Here is a 24682-nt window from a genome sequence, read left to right on the forward strand (position 1 = left end):
ATGAGCACGACGTCCAAGGTCGCCTCCACGAACGGCGCCACCGCCGTCGCCGGAGGCAAGCCCTCGAGGATCGGCGCCGGGGCCCAGTGGGCCGACGAGCGCCTGGGCCTCGCGGGCCTGGCCAAGAAGAACCTCCGCAAGGTCTTCCCGGACCACTGGTCCTTCATGCTCGGCGAGATCGCGCTGTGGAGCTTCGTCGTACTGCTCCTCACCGGTGTCTTCCTCACCTTCTGGTTCAACCCCAGCATGGTCGAGGTCGAGTACCAGGGCTCCTACGCCCCGCTGCGTGGCAGCTACATCTCCGAGGCGTTCAACTCCTCGCTGCACATCTCGTTCGAGGTGCGCGGGGGCCTGCTGGTCCGGCAGATGCACCACTGGGCCGCCCACCTGTTCATCGCCTCGATGATGATCCACCTGCTGCGCGTGTTCTTCACGGGCGCGCACCGCAAGCCGCGTGAGCTCAACTGGGTGATCGGCTCGCTGCTGCTCCTCATCGGCACGCTCGAGGGCTTCACCGGCTACTCGCTCCCCGACGACCTCCTGTCGGGCACGGGCGTCCGGGCCGCGGACGGCTTCATCAAGTCCATCCCGGTCGTCGGCACCTACGGCTCGTTCCTGCTCTTCGGCGACGAGTTCCCGGGCACCGCGATCATCCCGCGGCTCTACATCATCCACGTGCTGCTGATCCCGGGCATCCTGCTGGCCCTGGTGGCGGCGCACATGCTGCTGCTCGTCTACCACAAGCACACGCAGTGGCCCGGCCCCGGCCGCACCGAGGGCAACGTCGTCGGCTTCCCGATGCTGCCGGTGTACGCCGCCAAGGCCGGCGGGTTCTTCTTCGTGGTCTTCGGCGTCACCGCGCTCATGGGTGGCCTGATGACGATCAACCCGATCTGGATGTACGGGCCCTACGACCCCTCGAAGGTGACGGCGGGCTCGCAGCCGGACTGGTACATGGGTTGGCCGGACGGCCTGCTGCGCATCATGCCGGGCTGGGAGTTCGAGATCTGGGGCGTCACGTTCCCGTTCAACGTCTTCCTGCCGATCATCGTGGTGCCCGGCCTCATGTGGACGATCCTCATGCTGCTGCCGTTCATCGAGAACTGGATCACCGGCGACAAGCGGGAGCACCACCTGCTGCAGCGGCCGCGGGACGCTCCTACGCGCACCGCGCTGATGGTGTCGCTCATGACCTTCTACGCCATGGCGTGGATCGCGGGCGGCAACGACATCATCGCCATCCGGTTCGACCTGTCGATCAACCAGATCACGTACTTCCTGCGGGCAGCGATCTTCATCGGACCGCTCATCGCCTTCATGATCACGCGTCGTTGGTGCATCTCGCTCCAGCGGCACGCGAAGGAGCAGGCGCTGCACGGGTACGAGACCGGCATCATCGAGCGCTCGCCCGACGGTGCCTACTCCGAGCGCCACCTCCCGCTCCCGGAGGCCAAGCAGGTCGTCATCACGGCTCGCGAGGGTGACCGCCTGCCGGAGCTCGAGCCGGGGACGGACGCCAACGGCGTGCGCAAGCCCGGGTCGCGCACCGACGGTCTCCGCGGTCGCCTCAGCAAGCTGTGGTTCGCCGACAACGTCCAGCCGCCCACCCAGGCGGAGATCGAGGCGGCGCACCACCACCACGACGGGGCGCACGAGCTCGAGGGCGGGTCCTCCGCGGACGACGACCATGTGACGCTCACCAAGGGCCACTGAGTCCGGCCACCCGCCGCGACCCTCCGCCCTTGACGCCGGACGACGCACGAGCGCCCGGATCCTCCACGGATCCGGGCGCTCGTCGTCGTTCCGGGACCTCGGGGGACACCCCTCCCCTCCCCCACCGGGCTCCGTCCGGCCTCGCGCCGACCCGCTGGCCGTGGTGGCTCCCGCCGCTGCTGGTGGTGGCGCTGACGCGCCTGGTCGACGTCGTCATGCTGTGGCAGCTCGGCCGGGAGCAGACGGCGCTCGGCGTCGGGCAGGGCTTCTACCTGACCGAGCCCGTGCCGGCCGCGCCGGGGTACGGCGACCTCGCCACCAACTGGGACGGGCAGTGGTACCGCACCATCGCCGAGCACGGGTACCCCACGGAGCTCCCCCGCCACGAGGGCGAGGTCCAGCAGAACCCGTGGGCGTTCTTCCCGCTGTTCCCGCTCGCGACGCGTCTGCTGATGACGCTGACGGGGCTGTCGTTCGGGCTCGCGGCGGCCGTCCTCGGGGTCGTGGCATCGACCGTCGCCCTGTGCCTCCTCCACCGCATGGTGGCGGGCCGCGCGGGCACGTACGTCGCGCTCCTGACCACCGCCGCGCTCAGCGTCAGCCCCGCCGGCGCGATCCTCGCCACGGGCTACTCCGAGGCCGTCAGCCTGCTCGTGCTCGTGCTGGTCCTGCACGCGCTGTCCCGGCGGCGCTACGGACTCGTGGTCCTGGGTGCCGTGGTGCTCGGGTTCACCCGGCCGATCGCCCTGGCCCTCGTGCCGGTGGTCGTGGTGCACGCCGTGCTGCGCTGGCGCGCCGAGGGCGGCCTCCCCCGCGCCGAGGTCGTCCGCCTGGCGCTCACGGCCGCCGCGACCACCGCGGCCTTCGGCCTGTGGCCCCTCACCGCCGCCGTCGTCACGGGCGAGCCGGACGCCTACCTGGCGACGCAGTCGGCGTGGGTGCTGACCGACGAGCGCAGCTGGCAGACGTGGGCGGCACTCCTCCTGGGCTCCGCAGGCGTGGGGCCGGCCGTCGACGTCGCGATCGTGCTGGCCCTCGTCCTCGCGATCGTGCTCCAGCCGGCCGCCCGGGTCTGGGCACCGGAGCTGCGCGCGTGGGTGCTGTCGTACGGCGCGTTCCTGCTGCTCACGACGCGTCCCACGCCCAGCATCACCCGCTACGCCCTGTTCCTGCTCGTCGTGTGGTGGCCCTTCCCCACGCTGGGCCGCACGTGGCACCGCGCCGCGCAGGCGCTCGTGCTCGTCGGCGTGCTCGCCCTCGGGCTGGCGCTGCAGTACGAGTGGCTGCGCACCCACTACGTGCTCTCCCCCGCACGCCTCGCCTACCCCTGACACCCGCCCCTGACGCCGACCGGTCGGGCGGCGGCGCGGGGCCGGCGAGCCTCAGAGGGCCGAGCCCGCGGCGTACTCCTCGGGGGTCGCGTTCCAGTCGCCGAAGCCGTTCTCGAGCGTCATCCGCCGGTCCGTGCCCGTGACCTCCACGACGTCGCCCCGGCGGGTGTTCTCGTAGACCCAGGCCGCGTCCGGCGTGGCCATGCCGACGCAGCCGTGGCTGACGTTCGCCACGCCCTGCGAGCCCGACGACCACGGGGCGGCGTGGAGGAACTCCCCCGAGTTCGTGACGCGCAGCGCGTACTCGACGTCCTCGATGTTGTAGTACTCCGGGTCGTCGGGGCTGATGCCCGTCGTGGCCGCGTCCATGGTCTTCGTGCGGAACTTCTCCATCACGACCTTGACCCCGGAGCGCGTCTCGAAGCCCGGCTTGCCGGCGCTGATCGGCATCCGGCGCGCCTCCACCCCGTCGATGAGGGTGGTCATCGTGTGGGTGGCCGCGTCCACGCGGTGGATCACCGAGCGCCCGACCCGGAAGGTCACCGTCCGGCTCTCCTGGCCGTAGATGCCGCCGCCGGCCGGGACGCCGTTCACGGCCACGTCGACGGTGACCGTCGTGCCCGGCTGCCAGTAGGTGTCGGGACGCCACCGCACCTGGTGGTCGTCGTACCAGTGCCACGACCCGGGCTGGGCGGGCTCGCTGGTGACACTCATGTGCCGCTCGAAGGAGGCGCGGTCGACCACGGGCAGGTCGAAGGCCACCACCACGGGCATCCCGACACCGACCTCCTCGTCGGCGAGCGGCGCGATGGAGGGGTAGGTCTGCTCGTCGAGGGACAGCTCGACGGTGGAGAACGACACCTCCGCCGTGGCCTCGCCGCCGCCCTCGCCGCGGGCGCTGGCCCGCAGCGAGTACGTCGTACCCGGGTCGAGCAGGGCCGTGGCGGCCCAACTGAGGCCGTCCTCCAGCATCTCGCCGGGCACCTCGGTGCCCTCGGCCGTCGTGACGGTGACCGCGGCCAGGCGGCCGCCCTGCGCCTCGACGCGCACGAGGTGGTCGACCGGGACCTGCTCGTCGGCCGCCACGCTGGTGACGATCGTGGGCTCCGGCGCGGACTCCCCGCCCGACGTGGCCGCCCCGCTGTCCGACCGCTCGTCCGAGGTGCAGGCCGCCAGCGCCCCGCCGGCGACGGCGGCGACACCGACCGCCCCGACGATCCGGACGAGGCTGCGCCGCCCCAGGTGCACCCCGTGGGGCGTGCGGAACTCCGACATCCCTCTCCCTCCGGCCCGGCCGAGAACCGGGCTGCACGCGAAAAGCGCCCGCCGGGAGACCCGACGAGCGCTTTCCAGCGTAACCCCGGCGACCTCGTCCCCGCGGGAGCAGGGGCCGGCCGCCCGGTCGATCAGTGGGCGTGGACGCCCCGGTAGTACTCGAACACCCAGCCCGAGAGAGCCAGGATGCCGAGCGCGCACCCGATGATGAACAGCCACCAGCCGAAGATGACCCCGAGGATGCACACGCCGAAGGTCGAGGCGGCCCACAGCGGCCACCAGGAGTACGGCGGGAAGAAGCCGAGCTCGCCGGCGCCCTCCACGATCTCGGCGTCCTTGCGGTCCTCCGGGCGCTCGTCGAGCTTGCGGGCCTGGACGGCCAGGTACCACGTGACCATGGCCGCGAGCAGCGTGGTCATGACGAGGGCGGACGTGCCGGTCCAGTCCCCGCCCTCGCCGCTGGCGTCGGTCACGAACCAGTACGCCGGGGACACGAGGATCAGGAAGATGGTGCAGATGGCGAAGATCCAGACCTCCGCGCGCAGGGCCTTCACTTGTCGTCGTCCTTCCTGACATCGACACCGTGGTCGTTGAGGAGCTGCTCACGACCCTGGGTGTCCGGGGCGTCGGCGAACCGACCCTGGTTCTCAGCGGCGTTCTGCTCGAGCTCGAGGGCGGCGATCTCCGGGTGGTGGAGGTCGAAGGCCGGGGACTCCGAGCGGATGCGCGGGATCGAGTGGAAGTTGTGCCGCGGCGGCGGGGACGACGTCGCCCACTCGAGCGAGCGGCCCCAGCCCCACGGGTCGTCCACCTCGACCTTCGGCCCCTTGGCGGAGACGTAGACGTTGTAGAAGAACGGGAGCAGCGACGCGCTCAGCACGAAGGCACCGATCGTGGAGATCTGGTTGAGCGTGGTGAAGCCGTCCTCCGCGAGGTAGTCGGCGTACCGGCGCGGCATGCCCTCGACACCCAGCCAGTGCTGGACGAGGAAGGTCGTGTGGAAGCCGAAGAACAGCAGCCAGAAGTGCAGCTTGCCGAGGCGCTCGTCGAGCATCCGGCCCGTCATCTTCGGCCACCAGAAGTAGAAGCCGGCGAACATCGCGAACACGACCGTGCCGAACACGACGTAGTGGAAGTGGGCCACCACGAAGTAGGAGTCGGACACGTGGAAGTCCAGCGGCGGGCTCGCGAGGAGGACACCGGTCAGACCGCCGAAGAGGAAGGTCGTGAGGAAGCCGATCGACCACAGCATCGGGTTGTCGAAGGACAGGGACCCGCCCCACATCGTGCCGATCCAGTTGAAGAACTTCACGCCGGTCGGGACCGCGATGAGGAACGTCATGCCGGAGAAGAACGGCAGGTTGACCGCACCCGTGACGAACATGTGGTGGGCCCACACCGCGACCGAGAGGATCGCGATGGCGAGCGTCGCGCCGACCAGGCCGACGTAGCCGAAGATCGGCTTGCGGCTGAAGACCGGCAGGATCTCCGTCACGATGCCGAAGAACGGCAGGGCGATGATGTACACCTCTGGGTGCCCGAAGAACCAGAACAGGTGTTGCCACAGGATCGGGCCGCCGTGCGAGGCGTCGAAGACGTGCGTGCCGATCGAGCGGTCCGCCTCGAGCATGAGGAGCGCGCCGGCCAGGATCGGGAACGCGATGAGGACGAGCAGGCTCGTGATGAGCGTGTTCCACGTGAACAGCGACATCCGGAACATCGTCAGGCCGGGGGCGCGCATGCAGATGATCGTGGTGATGAAGTTGACCGCACCGAGGATCGTGCCGAGACCCGCCATGTACAGGCCCATGATCCACATGTCGCCGCCGACGCCCGGCGAGCGGACCTCGTTCGACAGCGGCACGTAGGCGAACCAGCCGAAGCTCGCCGCGCCGTTCGGCGTGAAGAAGCCCGCCGCGGCGATGAGGCCGCCGAACAGGAACAGCCAGTAGCTGAACATGTTGAGGCGCGGGAACGCCACGTCGGGTGCGCCGATCTGCAGCGGCATGATCACGTTGGCGAAGCCGAAGAACAGGGGCGTCGCGAACAGCAGCAGCATGATCGTGCCGTGCATCGTGAACATCTGGTTGTAGACCTCGTCGTTCACGACCTGCTGGCCGGGGAACGCGAGCTCGGACCGGATGACCAGGGCCATCAGTCCGCCGATGCAGAACCAGGCGAACGAGGTGACCAGGTACATCTTGCCGATGAGCTTGTGGTCCGTCGTGGTCAGCAGACGCACGACGTTCTCGCCGAGAGGCTTCCTCCCGGGGACCACGGTCCCCGTCGTGGGAGCTTGTGTGGCGGTCACTCGTCGCCTCCGTTGGGGTCGTCGAAGTTGCGCAGCGAGGTGCGGGCCTCGGTGCCACCGAGGATGGGCCCGTCGTCCGACACGTCACCGGCCTCCACGAGGCTCTCGACGTACGCGTCGTAGTCCTCGGGGGACACGACCTCGACGTTGAAGAGCATGCGGGAGTGGTAGGTGCCGCAGAGCTCGGCGCACTTGCCCTTGAACACGCCCAGCTCGGTCGGGGTGACCTGGAAGCTGTTCGTGCGGCCCGGGACGACGTCCATCTTCATGAGGAAGCCCGGGATCCAGAAGTTGTGGACCACGTCGGGCGAGTGCAGGTTGAACCGCACCGTCTCACCCTGCGGGAGCACGAGCGTGGGGAGCTGCGACGCGGTGCCGACCACGTACGCGTACTCGCCCTCGTCGACGGTCTCCGGGTCGGTGTCGCCGACGCCGTCCGTGGGGTGGTTGAACGTCCACGACCACTGCTGGCCGACGATCTCGAGCGTCATGTCCGGCTCGGAGTCGTCGAGCACCGTGTTCTGCACGCTGACCGTGTGGAAGAAGAAGACGATCACCATCATGACCGGGGCGATCGTGTAGAAGATCTCGAGCGGGAGGTTGTACCGCGTCTGCACGGGCACCTCGTCGGCGCTGCGGCGACGGAAGCGCACGACCACCCACAGGATGAGGCCCCACACGACGAATCCCGTGGCCAGCGCAGCGACCCACGCCCAGATCCACAGGTCGGCGATGTACGGCGCCTCCTCCGTCGCCTGGCCGGGCAGGCCGAGGTGACGCAGCTGGTACTGGCTCTCCTCGGAGCACCCGGTGAGGACGAGGAGGGCGAGGCCGAGCGACGCGGCGAGCGCGGCGCGTCGGGGCTTGCCCGCGGCGGCGCCGCGGGCAGTGCCGGCGCCGGACCGCCGGTGGAGTTGCAGACCCACGAACGAGCCTCTCTCTTGGACGATCACACGACGGGGGGAACTTTATCCGAATCACAGGGAGGGCGGACCCCCAGGGTCGCCTCACCTCCTACACAGCGTAGGACTACCGTCGGTACCCGTGGAACGCGAGGAGCAGACACCCGTTCCCGGCGGCGCCGTGACGGGCCCCGGGCACCTCGACGCGGGCCCGTCGGGCCCGCCTGCGACCCCGTCGTGGACCGACCTCGACGCCGCCTCGGCCCGCCCGCTGCACCCGGCGGCCCGCGCGGCGCTGGTCGCGGCGTACGAGCAGGGGTACGCCGACCCCCGCCGCCTGCACCACGGCGGCCGGCAGGCGCGCCGGCTGCTCGACGACGCCCGCGAGGTGGTCGCCACCTGCCTGGGGACCCGCACGGACGAGGTGACGTTCACCGGCTCCGGCACCGAGGCGGTGCACCGCGGGCTGCTGGGGCTGGCCCGCGGCCGGCGCCGCGCGGGCACCGTGCTCGCCCACTCCGCCGTCGAGCACTCCGCCGTGCTGCACGCCGTCGACTGGGCCGTGCGCGACCTGGGCTGCAGCGCGCGCCCCGTCGCCGTCGACCCGGCCGGACGCCTCGACCTCGACGCGCTGCGCGCCGCCCTGGCCCCCGGTGACGTCGCCGCCCTCGCCCTGCAGTCGGCGAACCACGAGGTCGGCACGACCCAGCCGGTCGCCGCAGCCGCCGAGGTCGCCGGGGAGGTGCCGCTGCTCGTCGACGCGTGCGCGTCGGTGGGCTGGCAGCCGCTCCCCGCCGGGTGGGGCGTCGCGGCCGCGTCGGCGCACAAGTGGGGCGGGCCGGCCGGCGTCGGCGTCCTGCTCGTGCGCAAGGGCGTCCGCTGGCGCGACCCCTACCCCGCCGACGACCGCAGCGACCTGCGCGCCAGCGGGTTCGAGGACGTGCCCGGCGCCGTCGCCGCCGCGGCCGCGCTCCAGGCGGTGGTGGCCGAGGCCGCCGACGTCGGGGCGCGCCTGCACGGGCTGGTGGACCGGGTACGCCGCGAGGTCTCCGCCCGCGTGCCGGACGTGGACGTCGTGGGCGACCCCGACGACCGGCTCCCCCACCTGCTCACGTTCTCGTGCCTCTACGTCGACGGCGAGGCCCTCGTCACCGAGCTCGACCGCGCCGGGTTCGGCGTCGGTAGCGGCTCGGCCTGCACCGCGTCGACGCACGAGCCCTCCCACGTGCTCGCGGCGATGGGCGCGCTGACCCACGGCAACGTGCGCCTGTCCCTCCACCCCGGTACGCCGGAGCGCGAGGTCGAGCGGTTCCTGGACGTGCTGCCGGGCGTGGTGGCGCGGCTGCGCGCGGAGGTGGGGATGTGACCGAGATCGACTGCCGGGGCCTGCCCTGCCCCGCCCCGGTGCTGGCGCTGGCCAAGGCCGCGCGCGACCGGCCGGACGGCACCGAGCTCGCCGTGGTGGCCGACGACCCGGCGGCACGCGTCGACGTCCCCGCGTGGTGCCGCATGCGGGGGCACCGCTTCCTCGGGGAGGACTCGGCTCCCGACGGGGTGCCGCGCTACCGCGTCGCGCTCGGCGCCTGAGCGCCCGGCACGGAAGGGGTCAGCGCCGGTCGGTCAGCCCCGGTCGGTCAGCCCCGGTCGGTCAGGGGCGGAAGGTAGTCAGGTGCGGCTCGACCTCGGCGACGGCGTCGGGGCCGTAGGTGCCCTCGAGGCGCTCGAGGAACGCGGCGCGGCCCAGGGTGTACTCCTGCGTGCCGACCTGCTCCACGACGTACACGGCGAGCAGGCAGCCGACCTGTGCGGCCCGCTCGTGCTCCAGGCCCCAGCTGAGCGCCGCGAGGAATCCGGCGCGGAAGGCGTCACCGACGCCGGTCGGCTCGACCTTGGCGATCTCGGGCACGGCGCCGACCACGATCGGCTCGGCGCCCTTCTGCTCGAGGCGCACGCCGTCGGGGCCGAGGGTGATCACCCAGGTGCCGACCCGCTCGAGCACCTCCTCGTGCGACCAGCCGGTCTTCGAGACGATGAGTGCGGCCTCGTACTCGTTGGAGAACAGGATGTCCGCGCCGTCGACGAGCGGGCGGATCAGGTCCCCGTCGCCGAACGCGAGCTGCTGCGAGGGGTCGGCGACGAAGCGGTAGCCGCGCTGGCGGCACTCCTCGGTGTGACGCACCATCGCGGCCGGGTCGTTGGGGCCGACGAGCACGTAGTCGGGCGCACCGACGCGCTCGACGATCGGCTGCAGCTCGATCTCGCGGGCCTCGCTCATCGCGCCGGCGTAGAACGTCGCGAACTGGGCCATGGCGGCGTCGTTCGTGCAGACGAACCGCGCGGTGTGGCGCGTCTCGGAGACGTGCACGGAGTCGCAGTCGACGCCGTGGCGCTCCAGCCAGGAGCGGTAGTCGGCGAAGTCCTCGCCCACCGCGCCGACCAGGATCGGCCGCAGGCCGAGGTTGCCGAGGCCGAACGAGATGTTCGCGGCGCACCCACCCCGTCGTACGTCGAGGTCGTCGACGAGGAACGAGACCGACAGCTTGTCGAGCTGGTCGACGACGAGGGAGTCGGCGAACTTGCCCGAGAAGGTCATGAGGTGGTCGGTGGCGATGGATCCCGTGATGAGGAGCGACACGACGCCCGACCCTACGCGAGGCCCGGCGACGCTCCCAGCCCGCGTCGCGCGGAGCGATCGCGCGGAGGCGACGCGCAGGGGTCCGGGAGACTACCGCCAGGTAGCCCTGGGGCTACCGGGTGGTAGCGCCTACGTTCGCGACATGACCCCCGTGACACCCTCCGCCCGCCCCGCCTACGCGGACCCCACGGCGCCCGCCGACCTCGTGCACGACTGCCGCGCCGCCACCCGCGAGCTGCACCTGCCGACGCCCGCCGACCGCATGGCCCGCGCGGCGCTGCGCCCCGCCCCCTCGCTCGCCTACGACGACCAGCCCCGCGAGAGCCGCAAGCCCGAGATCGCCGTCAGCGACGCCGCCGCGCGCCTGGCCGCCGCGATCTACCAGGACTGACCCGCCGCCGGGACCCGTTCCCCGGCCCCGGGGGCCGGACGCCGCCCCTACGCACGACGAAGGCCCCACCTCCGCTGGAGGTGGGGCCTTCGTCGTGCCCGTCGCGTACGTCCGCCGGGTCACCGGCGGGTGCGGCTCAGTGGAACGAGTCGCCGCAGGCGCAGGAGCCCGTCGCGTTGGGGTTGTCGATCGTGAAGCCCTGCTTCTCGATGGTGTCGACGAAGTCGATCTCGGCACCGTTGAGGTAGGGGACGCTCATGCGGTCGACGACGACGCTGACGCCGTCGAAGTCCGTCACCACGTCGCCGTCGAGCGTGCGCTCGTCGAAGAACAGCTGGTAGCGCAGACCCGAGCAGCCACCGGGCTGCACGGAGATGCGGAGGGAGAGGTCGTCGCGACCCTCCTGCTCCAGCAGGCTCTTGACCTTGGACGCCGCGGTCGCGCTCAGGTTGATCTGGTCGGTGCGACGCTCGGTGGTCGTCTGGATGTCCACCTGCTCGGTCATGTGCACTCCCTGGAGGTTCGGCGGTTGTTCGTGCAGTGAGGTCAATGGTGACACACCCCTGCCGTATTCCCGAGGCCTCGACCGACCTGATCCGGACCACGGCCCGGATCGGGCGTCGTGGGCGCGGGGCCCGGTGGGGTGGTCAGCGCGACCAGGCCCGCGCCACACGGGCCGCGGTGCGGGCGAGCGCGTCGTACGGCTCCGCCAGCGCCGCCTCCCGGCCCGCCACGTCGACGACGGAGTAGGCGGTCTCCACCCCCATCGTCCGCATCTCCCGGGTCCCCACCAGCACCTCGCCGGCGACCACCACGCACGGCCGCACGGCCCGGGTCGCCACCTGGGCGACGCCGTGGGGGGCCTTCCCGGCCCGGCTCGCGAAGTCGAGCCGCCCCTCCCCCGTGACGACGAGGTCGGCCGCGCGGGCCCGGTCCTCCAGGCCCAGCGCGTCGAGCACGAGGTCGACGCCGGGGACCCCGGCGGCTCCGAGCAGCAGGAGCCCGAACCCGACGCCACCGCCCGCCCCGGCCCCCGGTTCGAGCGAGGTACGCCGGCCCGCGGCCGCCGCCCACCCCTCGAGCAGGCCGTCGACGGCCGGGACGCGCTCCTCGGCGATCCCGCGCTCGACCCCCGCGGCCTTCGTCGTGCCGAACAGCCCTGTGAGCGGGATGGGGACGTCGTGGGCCACGACGAGCTCGACGCCGGCGACGGCCGCACGGGCGGCGGACAGGTCCACCTCGCCCACGCCCGCGAGCGCCGCGGGACCGCCGTCGAGCGCGCGGTCGGCCCGGGCCCCGAGCGCGGCGAGCAGGCCCGCTCCCCCGTCGGTGGCCGCGCTCGCGCCGACGCCGACCACCACCCGCCGTGCCCCCGTGGCCACGGCCGCGGCGACGAGCTCCCCCACACCGTACGACGTGGCCGCCTCCGCCCGCGCGGGGTCGCCGGGGCCGGGTGCGCAGGCCTGCGCCGACTCGACGTACGCCGTGTCCCCGGCCAGCAGGACGGCGGCGGGGACGGTGCCGCCGGACGGGTCGCGGACCGCGAGCGCGACGAGGTCGCCCCCCAGCGCCGCGTGGAGCACGTCGACGAAGCCGGTGCCGCCGTCGGCGACCGGGGCGAGGTCCAGCTCGTCGCCCGGGGCGCGCGTCCGCCAGCCGTCGGCGACGGCCCGGGCCGCCTCACCGGCGGTGAGGGTGCCGGAGAAGTGACCGGGAGCGATGAGCACGCGCACGCACCCATCCTGCCCGGCGCCTACGATGGGGCCCATGACCACCGTCGACCTGTCCCTGCTCCCCCTGGGTCGCGGCAGCGACCTGGCCGCAGAGCGGGGTGTGGACTGCCCCGGCGACCTGCCCCCGGCCTCCGACCCGACCCTGGTCGAGCGCGCCCGCGCGGCCAAGGAGGCGCTCGGCGAGCGGGTGTTCGTGCTCGGCCACCACTACCAGCGCGACGAGGTCATCCAGTTCGCCGACGTCACGGGCGACTCGTTCAAGCTCGCCCGCGAGGCGGCCGCGCGCCCGGACGCGCCGTACATCGTGTTCTGCGGCGTGCACTTCATGGCCGAGTCCGCCGACATCCTGACCTCCGACGCGCAGCAGGTCGTGCTGCCCGACCTCGCGGCCGGTTGCTCGATGGCCGACATGGCGCTGCTCCCGCAGGTCGAGGACGCGTGGGACGCGCTGGTCGACGCGGGCGTCGCGGACGACGTCGTGCCGGTGACCTACATGAACTCCTCCGCCGACATCAAGGCGTTCTGCGGGCGCAACGGCGGCGCCGTGTGCACCTCGTCGAACGCCGACGTCGCGCTCGAGTGGGCGTTCTCGCAGCGCCCCGAGGGTCGGGGCAAGGTGCTCTTCCTCCCGGACCAGCACCTGGGCCGCAACACCGCGGTGCTCGAGATGGGCCTCGCGCTCGAGGACTGCGTGGTGTGGAACCCGCACCGTCCCAACGGCGGCCTGACGGTGCAGGAGCTGCGCGACGCGCGGATGATCCTGTGGAAGGGCCACTGCTCGGTGCACGGCCGCTTCTCCCCCGAGGTGGTCGACGAGCTGCGCGCCACGATCCCCGACGTCAAGATCCTGGTGCACCCCGAGTGCCGCCACGAGGTCGTCACGCGGGCCGACCTCGTCGGCTCGACCGAGTTCATCATCAACACGATCGAGGCCGCCGAGCCCGGCTCCCGCTGGGCGATCGGCACCGAGCTCAACCTCGTCAAGCGCCTCGCGGCGGCGCACCCCGACAAGGAGATCTCGTTCCTCGACCGCACGGTCTGCTACTGCTCGACGATGAACCGGATCGACCTGCCCCACCTCGTGTGGGCGCTGGAGTCGCTCGTCGCGGGCCAGGTGCCGAACGTCATCAGCGTGGACCCCGACACCGAGACCTGGGCGAAGGTCGCCCTCCAGCGGATGCTCGACCTCCCGGGCCGCACCGCCCGCTAGGCGTCGGGCAGCTCGACCCAGGCGACGGCGCCGCCGCCCTCGCGGGGCTCGAGCCCGATGCGCCCGCCGTGGGCCTCGACCACGCGGCGGCACGTCGCGAGGCCGATGCCCGACCCGTCGGCCTGCGTGTCGAGGCGCACGAGGGGCTCGAAGACGCGCCCGGCGTCCTCGGGCGCGATGCCCCGGCCACGGTCGGCGACCTCCACCCGCCAGCCGCCGTCCACGCGCCGCCCGCCGATCTCGACGACCGCGGGCTCCCCGGGGCGGGCGAACTTGCAGGCGTTGGCCACGAGGTTCTGCAGCACCGCGCGCAGCTGGGTGGGGTCGCCGCACACGGTGGGCAGCTCACCGACGGTGACGGAGGCGTCGCGCAGGGTGCCGGCCAGGTCCCCGAGGACGGCGGCGACCACGTGGGTGAGGTCGACGTCGTCGCGCCGCAGGGAGCCCCCGACGCGGGCGAACGCCAGGAGGTCCTCGATGAGGGCCTGCATCCGCTTGGTCCCACGCAGCGCGCGCTCCACCGTGCGGGCGCCGTCCTGCTCCTCGAGCTGCTCCTGCAGCAGGTAGAGCGACATGGCCACGGTCGACAGGGGGTTGCGCAGGTCGTGGCTGACCTGGCCGGCGAAGGCCGCGAGGTGCTCGTTGGAGCGCGCGAGCTCGTCGCGCATCTCCTCGGTACGGCGCAGCGACGCGTCGAGCGCGCGGGCCCGGCGGGAGAGCTCCAGGATGTCGACCACGCGGTCGGCGAGCGTCGAGAGCGCCAGGCGCTGGGTCTCGTCCAGCTCCCGCGGCTCCGTGTCGAACACGCACAGCGTGCCGATGACGACGCCCTCCTCCGTCTCGAGGGGGTGGGCGGCGTAGAACCGCACGGTGTTGATCCGCCCGTCCACGAAGGGGTTGGCGCTGAACCGCGGGTCGAGACGGGCGTCGGGGACGACCACCGGGCTGCCGAGCGCCACCGTGACGGCGCACATCGAGTCCTCGCGGCGACAGATCGCGGCCTCGAAGCCCACCGTGGCGATCTGGTGCTGCTGGGTGGAGGTGACGACGTTGACGGTCGCCAGCGGCACCCGCGCCACGAACGCCGCCATCTCCACCACCGCCTGCACCTCGCGCGGCGGGGGGTCGAGCAACCCGTAGCGGTGGATCGCCTCCTCGAGGTCCTGCGCCTGCTGGCCCATCGACCCGTCCTCCTCCCACCCCGCGTCGGCGCGGGGCTCGGTCCAGCGGCTCAGAGCCCGGGAGCGCCCCAGAGCGCGAGCCAGCGCTGCAGGCTCTGCTCCACCGGCAGCTCGGTCGCGAGCTGGTCGCGCACGTTGATCTCCAACAGGTTGTCACGGGCGTCGGCGCCGGTGGGGGCGAACGGGTAGAAGGTGCCCTGCTTGTAGAGGTACACGAGCCCCAGCCGGGAGCCTCCCCCGGTCGCGGCGAACCCGACGACCGAGCAGAGCAGCGACGGACCGAACCCCTGCTCCTCCAGCAGCACGTTCACCGCGTGGAGGTCGGTGCACAGGCCCGCCACGTCGGTGGGCTCGCGCCGTACGACGAGCCACGTGAACCCGAACTGGTCCACGGTGCGCTCGGCGGCCGGCGCCCGCGGGTCCGCGTCGAGCAGCGCGACGATGTCGGCCTCGGTGGAGCGGAAGGCCGCCCCGTCAGCGGACCGGAAGCACACCGACCCCACGCCGGTCGGCTCGAGCCCCATGGCCGTCTGCAGGGTGATCGCCGCGCTCGGCACGCCGAACAGCGCGTCGAGGTCGGCCTGCTTGGGCGCACGGCGCCCCAGGACGGCGTCCCAGAACCCCACGTCAGACCCCCGGGCGGGCGAGGTCGGCCTGGATGCGCGCCAGCTGCTCCAGCCGCTGCTCGAGCGAGGGGTGGGTGGAGGTGATGGTCGACAGCGACGCCCCGCTGATGGCAGGGGCGATGAAGAACGCGTTCATGGCCCGCGACGTGCGCAGGTCCCGCTGCGGGATCGAGGACATCTCCCCGGTGATCTTCTGCAGCGCCGACGCCAGGGCCGCGGGCTTCAGCGTCAGGTAGGCGCCCGAGCGGTCCGCGCAGAGCTCGCGGTAGCGCGAGAGCAGCCGGGTGAGGAAGAAGCTGATCGCGTAGACGACCAGCGAGATCACGAGCGCGAGGAGCAGGGCCGCGGCGCCCCCGCCCTTGCCGTTGCGGTCCCGCCCGCCGCCCATGAACGCGCCGTACTGCGCGCCCCGGGTGACCATGCCGGCCACGATGCCCGCCGACGAGGCGATCGTCATGACCATCACGTCGCGGTGCGCGACGTGGGAGAGCTCGTGGGCGAGCACGCCCTCCAGCTCGTCGGCGTCCAGCCGGCGCAGGATGCCGGTCGTCACGCAGACGACGGCCCGCTCCGGCGAGCGCCCGGTGGCGAACGCGTTGGGGATGTCCATGTCCGCGACGCCGACCCGCGGCTTCGGCATGTCGGCCAGCGCGCAGAGCCGGTCGATCATGCCGTGCAGCTCGGGCGCCTCCTGCGGTGAGACCTCGCGGGCCCGCATCGCGCGCATGGCGAGGGTGTCGGAGGACCACCACTGGAAGAAGGCGATGCCGAGGCCGACGAGGCCCACCACCACCGCGAGACCGGGGCTCTGGACGGCGAACATGATCCCCACCACGAGCGCCACGAACAGCGCGCCGAGGAGGAAGAGCACGAGCGTCATCCGGGCGGTGAGGCCCCGGTCGGGGAGGAAACGCGTCCGAGCCATGCGGTGCCCGGCGTCAGCCGGGGATGAGACCGTCGTCGCCGAGCATCGCCCGGACCTCCTCGAGGGAGGCGTCCTCCGGCGGGAGGATGAGGTCGGACTCGTCGAGCGCGTCGGCGGGGTGCGGCACGCCCTCCGCGCGCACACCGGCGAGCAGCGCGGCCAACGCGGGACGGAAGGCCGCCTCGTCGCCCTCCTCGACCGCCTTCTCCACGGCGTCGTCGAGGGCGTTGAGGGACTCGAAGCAGGCGTCGGTGATGTCGAACTGACCCTCACCCAGGATGCGGACGATCACTGCTGACCACCCTCCGTGCGCTTGACCGCCTCGGGCTGCAGGATGTCGCCGCTGGCCGGCGCACCCTCGATGGCCTGGGGCGAGGACGGGGCCGAGATGCCCTTGAGGGCCGCGAGCTCGGCCTCGACGTCGGCGCCCGAGCTGAGCGCGTCGAGCTCGCGGGCGATGTCGTCCCCGCGGTTGAGCGAGGAGGCGTCCTCGAGGGCACCCGACGCGAGCAGCTCGTCGATCGCACCCGCGCGGGCCTGCATCTGCGCCGTCTTGTCCTCGGCGCGCTGGATGGCCATGCCGACGTCGCCCATCTCCTCGCCGATGCCGGACATCGCCTCGTTGATGCGCGTCTGCGCCTCGGCCGCCGTGTAGGTGGCCTTGATGGTCTCCTTGCGCGTGCGGAAGGACTCGACCTTGGCCTGCAGGCGCTGCTGCGCCAGCACGAGCTTCTCCTCCTCGCCCTGCAGCTGAGCGTGCTGCGTGCGGAGGTCGGCGATCTGCTGGCTCAGGCCCGACTTGCGGGTCAGGGCCTCGCGGGCCAGGTCCTCGCGGCCGACCTGGATCGCCTTCTGCGCCTGGTCGGTCAACTTCTGGGCCTGCTGCTCGAGCTGGTTCACCTGCAGCTCGACGCGCTTGCGGCTGGTGGCGACGTCGGCGACGCCGCGGCGCACCTTGCTCAGCAGCTCGATCTGGCGCTGGTAGCTGTAGTCCAGGGTCTCCCGCGGGTCCTCGGCCCGGTCGAGGGCGGTGTTGGCCTTCGACCTGAAGATCAGGCTCATGCGCTTCATCAGACTCATCGGGTGGCCTCTCCTCGGGCGGTGCTCGTGCGGCGGTGCGTCCGGTGCTCCCGACCGGGGTCGGGGCCCGCTGCGGCTTCCCGCTCAACACTAGGCGCAAACCTCAAGGTGGGCGAGGGTGGGTGCGGCCGGCGGGGGGCCGGTACCCTGGCACCTCCGTGAGCGTCCCGGCCCCCGCGCCGTGCGCCCCCCCACCGTCCGTCCTGTGAGGCCAGCGTTGTTCCGTCGTAGCTCCACCCCCGTCGACCCGGGCCCCTCGACCACCGAGGCCCCCGACCCCACGGGCGAGGTGGACGGACGGCCCTCGAAGAACCCCGCGGCCAAGGGCCGGCCCACGCCGAGCCGGCGCGAGGCCGAGGCGGCCGCCCGGGCGCGGGCCAAGCCCGCCCGGTCGCGCAAGGAGCTCGCGGCCAAGGAGCGCGCGGACCGCAAGGCGCGCCAGGACAAGGTCCGCGAGGCCATGAAGACCGGCGACGAGACCTTCATGCCGAAGCGCGACCGGGGCCCGGTGCGCCGCTTCACCCGCGACTTCGTGGACTCGCGCTTCTCCTTCACCGAGCTGACGCTGCCGGTCATGGTGCTGTCGCTGGTGCTGCAGTACTCGGGCAACGCCGACCTCGTCGCGATGGGCACCCTCGTCCTGACGACGATGCTGCTGCTCGTGGTCCTCGACGTGCTCTACCTGCGCTTCCGCCTGCGCCGCGAGGTGCGTCGCCGCTTCCCCGACGAGCCGTTCAAGGGCCTGACCTTCTACGCCGTCAGCCGCTCGCTGCAGATCAAGCCGTGGCGGCTGCCGAAGCCGCGCGTCAAGATCGGCGCCCGCCTCGGCGAGGACTACCGCTGACCGGGTGACCGGCCAGGAGACCATCGTGCTGGGCCCCCTCCCCGACCGTCACCGCCGCGTGCTGGCGATCACCGTCGTCGTCCTCTTCGTGCTCGCGGGTGTCGTCGCCGGGCTGAGCTCCACGTTCCCCGTGCTGCTCAAGCCCGCCGTCTGCCTCGGTACGGCGACGGGCGTCGCGGCGGCGTACCTGCTGGTGCGCAGCACCTCCCGCGGGTGAGCGCCGCCCCCGTCCCCCCGTCCGACGTCTCCCCGTCGGGCGCGGACGACCGGCGCGCCCTCGTGCGGCAGGGCCTCGCGATCGGCGTCGCGACCGGCCTCTACGGCACCTCCTTCGGGGCCGTCGCCGTGGCGGGCGGCCTCGACGTCTGGCAGGCGTGCGCCCTGTCGCTCCTCGTCTTCTCCGGCGCCTCCCAGTTCGCCTTCGTGGGCGTGCTGGCCGCCGGCGGCTCCCCCTGGTCGGGCGCGGCCACCGGCCTCATGCTCGGGGCGCGCAACATGCTCTACGGCCTCGGCCTGGTGCGTCTCCTGCGCTGGCGGGGCCTGCGCCGCGTCGGGGCCGCCCACCTCGTCATCGACGAGTCGAGCGCCGTGGCGACCTCGACGACCCGCCCCGCCGACGCGCGTCTCGGCTTCCTCGTCACCGGCGGGTCGATCTTCGTGCTGTGGAACCTGATGACGCTCGTCGGCGCGCTGGCCGGCACCGCCATCGGCGACCCCCGCACCTACGGCCTCGACGCGGCCGTCGCCGCGGCCTTCCTCGCGCTGCTGTGGCCGCGGCTGGGCGACCGGCCCGCCGTCGCCGTGGCGGTCGTGGCGGCCGCGCTGGCCCTGCTCCTGGTGCCCGCCACCCCGGCCGGCGTACCGGTGCTGGCGTCCGCCTCCGTGGCCCTCCTGGCCGCGCTCTGGCCGCGGCGCACGCCGCCCGGCGCGGACCCCGCCGAGGAGGGCGCGCCGTGAGCGTCACCTGGGTCGCGCTGCTGGTGCTGGCGGCCGGCAGCTACCTGCTGAAGCTTGCGGGGCTCTCCCTGCCCGCGGAGGTGCTGGAGCGGCCCGTCGTACGACGGGTGGCCCTGGCCCTGCCGATCGCGCTGCTGGCCGCGCTGGTGGCGGTGCAGGCCGTCGCGGACGGGTCCCGCCTCGCGGTCGACGCCCGGCTCGCGGGCCTCGCGGTCGCGGTGGTCGCCCTGGTGCTGCGGGCGAACTTCCTCGTCGTCGTGGTGCTCGCGGCCGTCACGGCGGCCGCGCTGCGCGCGGCCGGCGTCGGCTGAGCCCCCGCCGGGTCAGTCGAGGTCGAGGAACGCCTCGAGCCCGACCGTGAGGCCGGGGTGCGCGCCGATCTCGCGGACGCCCACGAGCACGCCCGGGGCGAAGGAGGCACGGTCCATCGAGTCGTGGCGGATGGTCAGGGTCTCCCCCGGACCGCCCAGCACGACCTCCTGGTGCGCCACCATCCCGCGGATGCGCAGGGCGTGGACGGGGACGCCGTCCACGACGGCACCACGGGCACCGTCCAGGGCCGTCGACGTGGCGTCCGGCATGGGCGGGCACCCCGCCTCACGCCGGGCCGCAGCGACGAGCTCGGCGGTGCGGCGCGCCGTACCGGAGGGGGCGTCGGCCTTCGTCGGGTGGTGCAGCTCGACGACCTCGACCGACTCGTAGAAGCGGGCGGCCTCGGCGGCGAAGCGCATCATGAGCACCGCGCCGATGGAGAAGTTGGGGGCGATGAGCACCCCGGTGCCCGGCGAGTCCGCGAGCCATCCCCGCAGTCGGTCGAGGCGGTCCTCGTCGAAGCCGGTGGTGCCGACCACGGCGTGGATGCCGGCCGCGACGCAGAGCTCGAGGTTGTCCATCACCACGTCGGGGTGGGTGAAGTCGACGACGACCTCGGCGCCCGACGTGCGCAGCACCGCGACGTCGTCCCCGGCGTCGACCTGCGCCACCAGCTCGAGGTCCTCGGCGGCCTCGACCGCCCGGCAGATCTCCTGGCCCACCTTGCCGCGCGCGCCCAGCACGCCGACGCGGGTCCGCTGCGTCCCGTTCTCGCTCACAGCAGGACAACCTACGCGGGTCGCACCCGCCCCCGCCCACCCGGTCGAGACGTCCGCGGGCCGTGGCGGTGCCAGCGCGCGATGGGCGCAGGTGGCAGGCTGTACGGCATGAGGCAGCAGACCATCCCGGCCCGGATCCGTTGGGGAGTCGACGTCATGGACGTCCAGCCCGGCGACCAGCTCCTGGAGGTCGGTTGCGGACCGGGGGCGGCGGCGGAGCTCGTGTGCTCCCGCCTGGAGACCGGCAAGCTCTTCGCGATCGACCGCTCCGAGTCGGGCGTGGACCGCACGAAGCGGCGCTGCGCGGCGTACGTCGACGCCGGCCGGCTGACCGTGCGGCAGATCGACCTCGCGACCCTGCGCGTGCCCGTGAAGCGCCTCCACAAGGCGTTCGCGTTCAACGTCAACCTGTTCTGGGTCCGCGGCGCCGCCGACGAGGTGGCGCTGCTCCACGAGAAGCTGCTGCCCGGCGGCAAGCTGTTCCTCTTCTACGAGGCCACGCGCCCGGAGGGCCAGCGGCGCATCGTGGAGGCCGCGAGCAAGGCCCTGACCGACGGCGGGTTCCGGGTCTCCGTCGTGCAGAACCCGCAGCAGGGTTCCGTCGGCATCGTCGGGCAGCGGGTCACCGCCCAGATCTGAGCCACCGGCCGGATCAGGCGGGGCCGACCACCGCGAGGACCTCGGGGCCCCGCAGGATCGTGGCGGCCAGCTCGGCCACCTCGTCCACAGTGACCGCGTCGATGCGCTCGATGACCTCGTCCACGCCCAGCAGCCGCTCCCCCAGCAGCTCGCCCTTCCCGAGCCGGTGCATGCGCGAGGCGGTGTCCTCCATCCCCAGCACGAGCCCGGCGCGCAGCTGCCCGGCGCCGCGGCGCACCTCGTCGGCGTCGAGGCCGTCACGGGCGACCGCGGCCAGCTCGGCCCGCACCACCTCGAGGGTGGCGTCGAGCTTCGCGGGCAGGCACCCCACCGCGACGCCGACCAGGCCGGCGCCGACGTGCTGGGTGGTGAACGCGTAGACTGAGTAGGCCAGGCCGCGGCGCTCGCGCACCTCCTGGAACAGGCGCGACGACGTGCCGCCGCCCAGCCCGGTGGTGAGGATGCCCATCGCGAACCGGCGCTCGTCACCGCGGGCGAGGCCGGAGGTGCCCAGCACGACGTTGACCTGCTCGAACCCGCGGGTCGCGCTCGCCCGCCCCGGGCGGACCCGGCGGACGGCGGGTCGGGGTGCCGCGTCGGCCAGCGGCGGGGTCTCGGGGGCGGCCTCGGCGTCGAGGAAGCCGCGGCGGCCGAAGGCGCGGGTCACCAGGGCCACCAGCTCGTCGTGGTCGACGTTGCCGGCGGCCGAGACGACCATCCGCGGGGCCCGGTAGTGGCGGCGGTGGAAGCGCCGCACCGCCTCGGGCGACATGGCCTCGATCGACTCCTCGGTGCCGGCGATCGGGCGCCCGTACGGCGAGTCCCCCCACGCCTGCGCGGCGAAGAGGTTGTGGACGACGTCGTCGGGGTCGTCGTCGTGCATGGCGATCTCGTCCAGGATCACCTCGCGCTCCGCCTCGACGTCGGCGTCGGCGATGAGCGAGGAGGTCAGCATGTCGCCCATGACGTCGAGCACCAGCGGGACGTCGGCGTCGAGCACCCGCGCGTGGAAGCACGTGTACTCCTTCGCCGTGAAGGCGTTGACCTCGGCGCCGACCTCGTCGAGCTCGACGGAGATGTCGAGCGCGGAGCGGTCGTGGGTGCCCTTGAAGAGCACGTGCTCGAGGAAGTGCGATCCGCCGTGCAGGGCGGGCACCTCGTGGCGCGAGCCCACACCGATCCAGACGCCGATGCTGGCCGAGCGCACGCCGGCGACGTGCTCGCTCACGACCCGCAGGCCGCTGGGCAGGACGGTGCGCCGCACCCCCGCCGGCAGGCCCGGGACGGTGCCCGGGACGCCGACCGCCGGGGCCGTGGACGAGGCCGTGGACGAGGCCGGGAACGGGGCCGGGAACGGGGCCGGGAACGGGGCCGGCCGGCCAGCAGCGGACTGCTGGCCGGCCGGACCGGTGGTGTGCGGGGAGGTCACTCCGCGGAGTCGCCCTCGACCTCGGCGGCCGACTCGGCGGCCGGCTCGCCGGCCTCCTCGACCACGGGGACGAGCGACAGCTTGCCGCGGTCGTCGATCTCGCCGATCTCGACCTGGATCTTCTGGCCGACCGAGACGACGTCGTCGACGGACTCGACGCGCTTGCCGTCGTTGAGGGCCCGCAGCTTCGTGATGTGCAGCAGGCCGTCCTTGCCCGGCATCAGCGAGACGAACGCACCGAAGTTCGTCGTCTTCACGATGGTGCCGAGGTAGCGCTCGCCGACCTCGGGCATCGTCGGGTTGGCGATGGCGTTGATCGCGGAGCGGGCGGCCTCGGCGGCCGAGCCCTCCTGGGCACCGATGTAGATGGTGCCGTCGTCCTCGATCGAGATCTGGGCGCCCGTGTCGTCCTGGATCTGGTTGATGACCTTGCCCTTGGGGCCGATGACCTCGCCGATCTTGTCGACGGGGATCTTCACCGTGATGATGCGCGGCGCCGTGGCGGACATCTCGCCGGGGACGGAGATGGCCTCGTCCATGACGTCGAGGATCGCCAGGCGCGCGTCGCGGGCCTGGGTCAGCGCGCCGGCCAGCACCTGCGCCGGGATGCCGTCGAGCTTGGTGTCGAGCTGCAGGGCGGTGACGAACTCGCGCGTGCCGGCGACCTTGAAGTCCATGTCGCCGAACGCGTCCTCCGCGCCGAGGATGTCGGTCAGCGCGACGTACTGCGTCTGGCCGTCGACCTCGCCGGAGATGAGGCCCATCGCGATGCCCGCGACCGGCGCCTTCAGCGGGACACCCGCGTGGAGGAGGCCGAGCGTCGAGGCGCAGACCGAGCCCATCGAGGTCGAGCCGTTGGAGCCCATGGCCTCGGAGAGCTGGCGGATCGCGTAGGGGAACTCCTCGCGCGTGGGCAGCACGGGCAGGAGCGCGCGGCGCGCGAGCGCACCGTGGCCGACCTCGCGGCGCTTCGGCGAGCCGACGCGACCGGTCTCGCCCGTGGAGAAGGGCGGGAACACGTACTTGTGCATGTAGCGGCGGTGCTTCTCCGGCGACAGCGTGTCGAGCTGCTGCTCCATCTTGAGCATGCCGAGCGTCGTGACGCCGAGGATCTGCGTCTCGCCGCGCTCGAACAGCGCGGAGCCGTGGACGCGCGGGATCACGCCGACCTCGGCGTGCAGCGGGCGGATGTCCGCCAGGCCGCGACCGTCCATGCGGACCTTGTCGCGCAGCACGCGCTGGCGCACGAGGTGCTTGGTCAGCGCGCGGAAGGCGGCGCCGACCTCCTTCTCGCGACCCTCGAAGTCGCCGCCGACGCGCTCGAGCAGCGCGGCCTTGACCTCGTCGAGCTTGTCCTCGCGCTCCTGCTTGCCGGCGATGGTCAGCGCGGCAGCGGTCTCGTCGGAGACGGCGGACTCGACGGCGGCGTAGACGTCGTCCTCGAAGTCGAGGAAGACCGGGAAGTCGGCGACCGGCTTGGCGGCGGCCTTGGCGAGCTCGGCCTGGGCCTCGACGAGCTGCTTGATGAACGGCTTGGCCGCGTCGAGACCGCCGGCGACGACCTCCTCGGTCGGGGCCTGCACACCGCCCTGGACCAGGGTCCAGGTCTGCTCGGTGGCCTCGGCCTCGACCATCATGATCGCGACGTCGCCGGTCTCGGTGACGCGACCCGCGACGACCATGTCGAAGACGGCGTCCTCGAGCTGGCTGTGGGTCGGGAACGCCACCCACTGGCCCTCGATGAGCGCCACGCGGACGCCACCGACGGGGCCGGAGAACGGCAGGCCGGAGAGCTGCGTGGACATCGACGCGGCGTTGATCGCCAGCACGTCGTACGGGGTGTCCGGGTTGAGCGACATCACGGTGATGACGACCTGGACCTCGTTGCGCAGACCCTTCTTGAAGGTCGGGCGCAGCGGGCGGTCGATGAGGCGGCAGGCCAGGATCGCGTCCTCGCCCGGGCGGCCCTCGCTGCGGAAGAACGAGCCGGGGATCTGGCCCGCGGCGTACATCCGCTCCTCGACGTCGATCGTGAGGGGGAAGAAGTCGAAGTGGTCCTTGGGCTGCTTGCCCGCCGTCGTGGCGGAGAGCAGCATCGTGTCGTCGTCGAGGTACGCCGTCACGGAGCCGGCGGCCTGCCGGGCGAGGAGCCCGGTCTCGAACTTGACGGTGCGGGTGCCGAAGCGTCCGTTGTCGAGGACGGTCTCGACGGCGGAGATGACGGGCCCGGTGGGGGTGGACTCGGTCAAGGAGATCCCTGTTCTGTGTGCGGAGCGAACCGCGGCGTGCTCGCCTGTCGCGATGCACGGGGGCCGTCCACGCGAAGGTGGGGCCTCGTCGAGGTCCCGCGGCTTGCGTGCCGGTCTTCGATCGAGGCCCGCGGAGCCGGCCGGTCGACGTGCGACGCGG

Annotated in this window: 26 protein-coding genes; 11 read left to right on the forward strand and 15 right to left on the reverse strand. The window is 72.9% G+C overall.

The window, feature by feature from the left end:
* Both ACOACO_RS15610 and ACOACO_RS15615 read left to right on the forward strand, forming a co-directional pair.
* The gene (locus ACOACO_RS15610; RefSeq protein ID WP_420297182.1) at window positions 1–1713 is read left to right on the forward strand and encodes a cytochrome b; all 1713 of its coding nucleotides are present in this window, start codon (window positions 1–3) and stop codon (window positions 1711–1713) included.
* Between the two features lie 185 nt (window positions 1714–1898).
* Complete coding sequence (locus ACOACO_RS15615; RefSeq protein WP_420297183.1) at window positions 1899–3044, forward strand: hypothetical protein; 1146 nt, start codon at window positions 1899–1901, stop codon at window positions 3042–3044.
* Between the two features lie 51 nt (window positions 3045–3095).
* Here ACOACO_RS15615 and ACOACO_RS15620 read toward each other — a convergent pair whose 3' ends face one another.
* The 4 genes from ACOACO_RS15620 to coxB all read right to left on the reverse strand — a co-directional run bounded on the left by ACOACO_RS15620 (window position 3096) and on the right by coxB (window position 7556).
* The gene (locus tag ACOACO_RS15620) at window positions 3096–4319 is read right to left on the reverse strand and encodes a L,D-transpeptidase (RefSeq protein ID WP_420297184.1); all 1224 of its coding nucleotides are present in this window, start codon (window positions 4317–4319) and stop codon (window positions 3096–3098) included.
* 131 nt (window positions 4320–4450) lie between these two features.
* Window positions 4451–4873, reverse strand: coding sequence for a cytochrome c oxidase subunit 4 (locus ACOACO_RS15625; protein ID WP_420297185.1), 423 nt, complete (start codon window positions 4871–4873; stop codon window positions 4451–4453).
* Complete coding sequence (gene ctaD, locus ACOACO_RS15630) at window positions 4870–6630, reverse strand: cytochrome c oxidase subunit I (RefSeq protein WP_420297186.1); 1761 nt, start codon at window positions 6628–6630, stop codon at window positions 4870–4872. Before ctaD ends, ACOACO_RS15625 begins: the two co-directional genes overlap by 4 nt.
* Window positions 6627–7556 (reverse strand): cytochrome c oxidase subunit II, encoded by a 930-nt coding sequence (coxB, locus tag ACOACO_RS15635; RefSeq protein ID WP_420297187.1) that lies wholly within the window; start codon window positions 7554–7556, stop codon window positions 6627–6629. The genes ctaD and coxB overlap by 4 nt, the downstream gene beginning before the upstream one ends.
* Before the next feature lie 118 nt (window positions 7557–7674).
* Here coxB and ACOACO_RS15640 point away from each other — a divergent pair, with 118 nt between their 5' ends.
* The gene (locus ACOACO_RS15640) at window positions 7675–8898 is read left to right on the forward strand and encodes a cysteine desulfurase family protein (protein WP_420297188.1); all 1224 of its coding nucleotides are present in this window, start codon (window positions 7675–7677) and stop codon (window positions 8896–8898) included.
* Window positions 8895–9119 (forward strand): sulfurtransferase TusA family protein, encoded by a 225-nt coding sequence (locus ACOACO_RS15645; RefSeq protein ID WP_420297189.1) that lies wholly within the window; start codon window positions 8895–8897, stop codon window positions 9117–9119. The genes ACOACO_RS15640 and ACOACO_RS15645 overlap by 4 nt, the downstream gene beginning before the upstream one ends.
* A gap of 61 nt (window positions 9120–9180) precedes the next feature.
* On the opposite strand, the gene ACOACO_RS15650 is transcribed toward ACOACO_RS15645, so the two are convergent.
* Window positions 9181–10167 carry a carbohydrate kinase family protein gene (locus ACOACO_RS15650; RefSeq protein WP_420297190.1) on the reverse strand — a complete coding sequence of 329 codons (987 nt, stop codon included), beginning with the start codon at window positions 10165–10167 and terminating at the stop codon, window positions 9181–9183.
* Window positions 10168–10309: 142 nt separating this feature from the next.
* Here ACOACO_RS15650 and ACOACO_RS15655 point away from each other — a divergent pair, with 142 nt between their 5' ends.
* Window positions 10310–10558: a hypothetical protein gene (locus ACOACO_RS15655; RefSeq protein ID WP_420297191.1), complete on the forward strand. Its 249-nt coding sequence runs from the start codon at window positions 10310–10312 to the stop codon at window positions 10556–10558.
* 136 nt (window positions 10559–10694) lie between these two features.
* Here the strand turns inward: ACOACO_RS15655 and erpA are convergent, their stop codons facing one another.
* Together erpA and ACOACO_RS15665 are read right to left on the reverse strand one after the other, a co-directional pair.
* Window positions 10695–11063: an iron-sulfur cluster insertion protein ErpA gene (gene erpA / locus ACOACO_RS15660; RefSeq protein WP_420297192.1), complete on the reverse strand. Its 369-nt coding sequence runs from the start codon at window positions 11061–11063 to the stop codon at window positions 10695–10697.
* A gap of 142 nt (window positions 11064–11205) precedes the next feature.
* Complete coding sequence (locus ACOACO_RS15665; protein ID WP_420297193.1) at window positions 11206–12291, reverse strand: glycerate kinase; 1086 nt, start codon at window positions 12289–12291, stop codon at window positions 11206–11208.
* A 34-nt stretch (window positions 12292–12325) separates the two neighbouring features.
* Between ACOACO_RS15665 and nadA the strand changes: the two genes are divergently transcribed.
* Entirely contained in the window at window positions 12326–13501 is a 1176-nt protein-coding gene (gene nadA, locus ACOACO_RS15670; RefSeq protein WP_420297194.1) for a quinolinate synthase NadA, read from the forward strand.
* Here the strand turns inward: nadA and ACOACO_RS15675 are convergent.
* The 5 genes from ACOACO_RS15675 to ACOACO_RS15695 are packed head-to-tail and all read right to left on the reverse strand — an operon-like array spanning window position 13498 to window position 17313.
* Entirely contained in the window at window positions 13498–14682 is a 1185-nt protein-coding gene (locus ACOACO_RS15675) for a sensor histidine kinase (RefSeq protein ID WP_420297195.1), read from the reverse strand. The genes nadA and ACOACO_RS15675 overlap by 4 nt on opposite strands.
* Window positions 14683–14732: 50 nt before the next feature.
* Window positions 14733–15308 (reverse strand): PspA-associated protein PspAB, encoded by a 576-nt coding sequence (pspAB, locus tag ACOACO_RS15680; RefSeq protein WP_420297196.1) that lies wholly within the window; start codon window positions 15306–15308, stop codon window positions 14733–14735.
* Window position 15309: 1 nt separating this feature from the next.
* Window positions 15310–16233 (reverse strand): zinc metalloprotease HtpX, encoded by a 924-nt coding sequence (gene htpX / locus ACOACO_RS15685; RefSeq protein WP_420297197.1) that lies wholly within the window; start codon window positions 16231–16233, stop codon window positions 15310–15312.
* A gap of 13 nt (window positions 16234–16246) precedes the next feature.
* Entirely contained in the window at window positions 16247–16525 is a 279-nt protein-coding gene (gene pspAA / locus ACOACO_RS15690; RefSeq protein WP_420297198.1) for a PspA-associated protein PspAA, read from the reverse strand.
* Entirely contained in the window at window positions 16522–17313 is a 792-nt protein-coding gene (locus ACOACO_RS15695; protein ID WP_420297199.1) for a PspA/IM30 family protein, read from the reverse strand. Before ACOACO_RS15695 ends, pspAA begins: the two co-directional genes overlap by 4 nt.
* Before the next feature lie 205 nt (window positions 17314–17518).
* On the opposite strand from ACOACO_RS15695, the gene ACOACO_RS15700 reads away from it, so the two are divergent.
* The 4 genes from ACOACO_RS15700 to ACOACO_RS15715 are packed head-to-tail and all read left to right on the forward strand — an operon-like array spanning window position 17519 to window position 19425.
* Window positions 17519–18157, forward strand: coding sequence for a DUF3043 domain-containing protein (locus tag ACOACO_RS15700; protein WP_420297200.1), 639 nt, complete (start codon window positions 17519–17521; stop codon window positions 18155–18157).
* Window positions 18158–18161: 4 nt separating this feature from the next.
* A complete protein-coding gene (locus ACOACO_RS15705; protein ID WP_420297201.1) occupies window positions 18162–18374 on the forward strand; it encodes a hypothetical protein in 213 nt (70 codons plus the stop codon).
* Window positions 18371–19114 carry an AzlC family ABC transporter permease gene (locus ACOACO_RS15710; RefSeq protein WP_420297202.1) on the forward strand — a complete coding sequence of 248 codons (744 nt, stop codon included), beginning with the start codon at window positions 18371–18373 and terminating at the stop codon, window positions 19112–19114. Before ACOACO_RS15705 ends, ACOACO_RS15710 begins: the two co-directional genes overlap by 4 nt.
* The gene (locus ACOACO_RS15715) at window positions 19111–19425 is read left to right on the forward strand and encodes an AzlD domain-containing protein (RefSeq protein ID WP_420297203.1); all 315 of its coding nucleotides are present in this window, start codon (window positions 19111–19113) and stop codon (window positions 19423–19425) included. The genes ACOACO_RS15710 and ACOACO_RS15715 overlap by 4 nt, the downstream gene beginning before the upstream one ends.
* A gap of 12 nt (window positions 19426–19437) precedes the next feature.
* On the opposite strand, the gene dapB is transcribed toward ACOACO_RS15715, so the two are convergent.
* Window positions 19438–20205 carry a 4-hydroxy-tetrahydrodipicolinate reductase gene (dapB, locus tag ACOACO_RS15720; protein ID WP_420297204.1) on the reverse strand — a complete coding sequence of 256 codons (768 nt, stop codon included), beginning with the start codon at window positions 20203–20205 and terminating at the stop codon, window positions 19438–19440.
* 108 nt (window positions 20206–20313) lie between these two features.
* Here dapB and ACOACO_RS15725 point away from each other — a divergent pair, with 108 nt between their 5' ends.
* Window positions 20314–20844, forward strand: a complete 531-nt coding sequence (locus ACOACO_RS15725; protein WP_420297205.1) for a class I SAM-dependent methyltransferase — start codon at window positions 20314–20316, stop codon at window positions 20842–20844.
* A 13-nt stretch (window positions 20845–20857) separates the two neighbouring features.
* Here ACOACO_RS15725 and ACOACO_RS15730 read toward each other — a convergent pair whose 3' ends face one another.
* Both ACOACO_RS15730 and ACOACO_RS15735 read right to left on the reverse strand, forming a co-directional pair.
* On the reverse strand, window positions 20858–22273 hold the full coding sequence (locus ACOACO_RS15730; protein ID WP_420297206.1) for a M16 family metallopeptidase: 1416 nt from the start codon (window positions 22271–22273) through the stop codon (window positions 20858–20860).
* On the reverse strand, window positions 22270–24522 hold the full coding sequence (locus ACOACO_RS15735) for a polyribonucleotide nucleotidyltransferase (protein ID WP_420297207.1): 2253 nt from the start codon (window positions 24520–24522) through the stop codon (window positions 22270–22272). Before ACOACO_RS15735 ends, ACOACO_RS15730 begins: the two co-directional genes overlap by 4 nt.
* Window positions 24523–24682: the final 160 nt, after the last annotated feature.

The sequence above is a fragment of the Nocardioides sp. CPCC 205120 genome, from assembly GCF_048654585.1.
Taxonomy (GTDB): domain Bacteria; phylum Actinomycetota; class Actinomycetes; order Propionibacteriales; family Nocardioidaceae; genus Nocardioides.

Excerpts from the sequence above, each read along its gene's own strand:
- ACOACO_RS15610 (WP_420297182.1), top strand. The coding sequence starts at position 1 with ATGAGCACGACGTCCAAGGTCGCCTCCACGAACGGCGCCACCGCCGTC.
- ACOACO_RS15620 (WP_420297184.1), bottom strand. The coding sequence starts at position 4,319 with ATGTCGGAGTTCCGCACGCCCCACGGGGTGCACCTGGGGCGGCGCAGC.
- ACOACO_RS15655 (WP_420297191.1), top strand. The coding sequence starts at position 10,310 with ATGACCCCCGTGACACCCTCCGCCCGCCCCGCCTACGCGGACCCCACG.
- erpA (WP_420297192.1), bottom strand. The coding sequence starts at position 11,063 with ATGACCGAGCAGGTGGACATCCAGACGACCACCGAGCGTCGCACCGAC.
- nadA (WP_420297194.1), top strand. The coding sequence starts at position 12,326 with ATGACCACCGTCGACCTGTCCCTGCTCCCCCTGGGTCGCGGCAGCGAC.
- ACOACO_RS15675 (WP_420297195.1), bottom strand. The coding sequence starts at position 14,682 with ATGGGCCAGCAGGCGCAGGACCTCGAGGAGGCGATCCACCGCTACGGG.
- htpX (WP_420297197.1), bottom strand. The coding sequence starts at position 16,233 with ATGGCTCGGACGCGTTTCCTCCCCGACCGGGGCCTCACCGCCCGGATG.
- ACOACO_RS15695 (WP_420297199.1), bottom strand. The coding sequence starts at position 17,313 with ATGAGTCTGATGAAGCGCATGAGCCTGATCTTCAGGTCGAAGGCCAAC.
- ACOACO_RS15725 (WP_420297205.1), top strand. The coding sequence starts at position 20,314 with ATGAGGCAGCAGACCATCCCGGCCCGGATCCGTTGGGGAGTCGACGTC.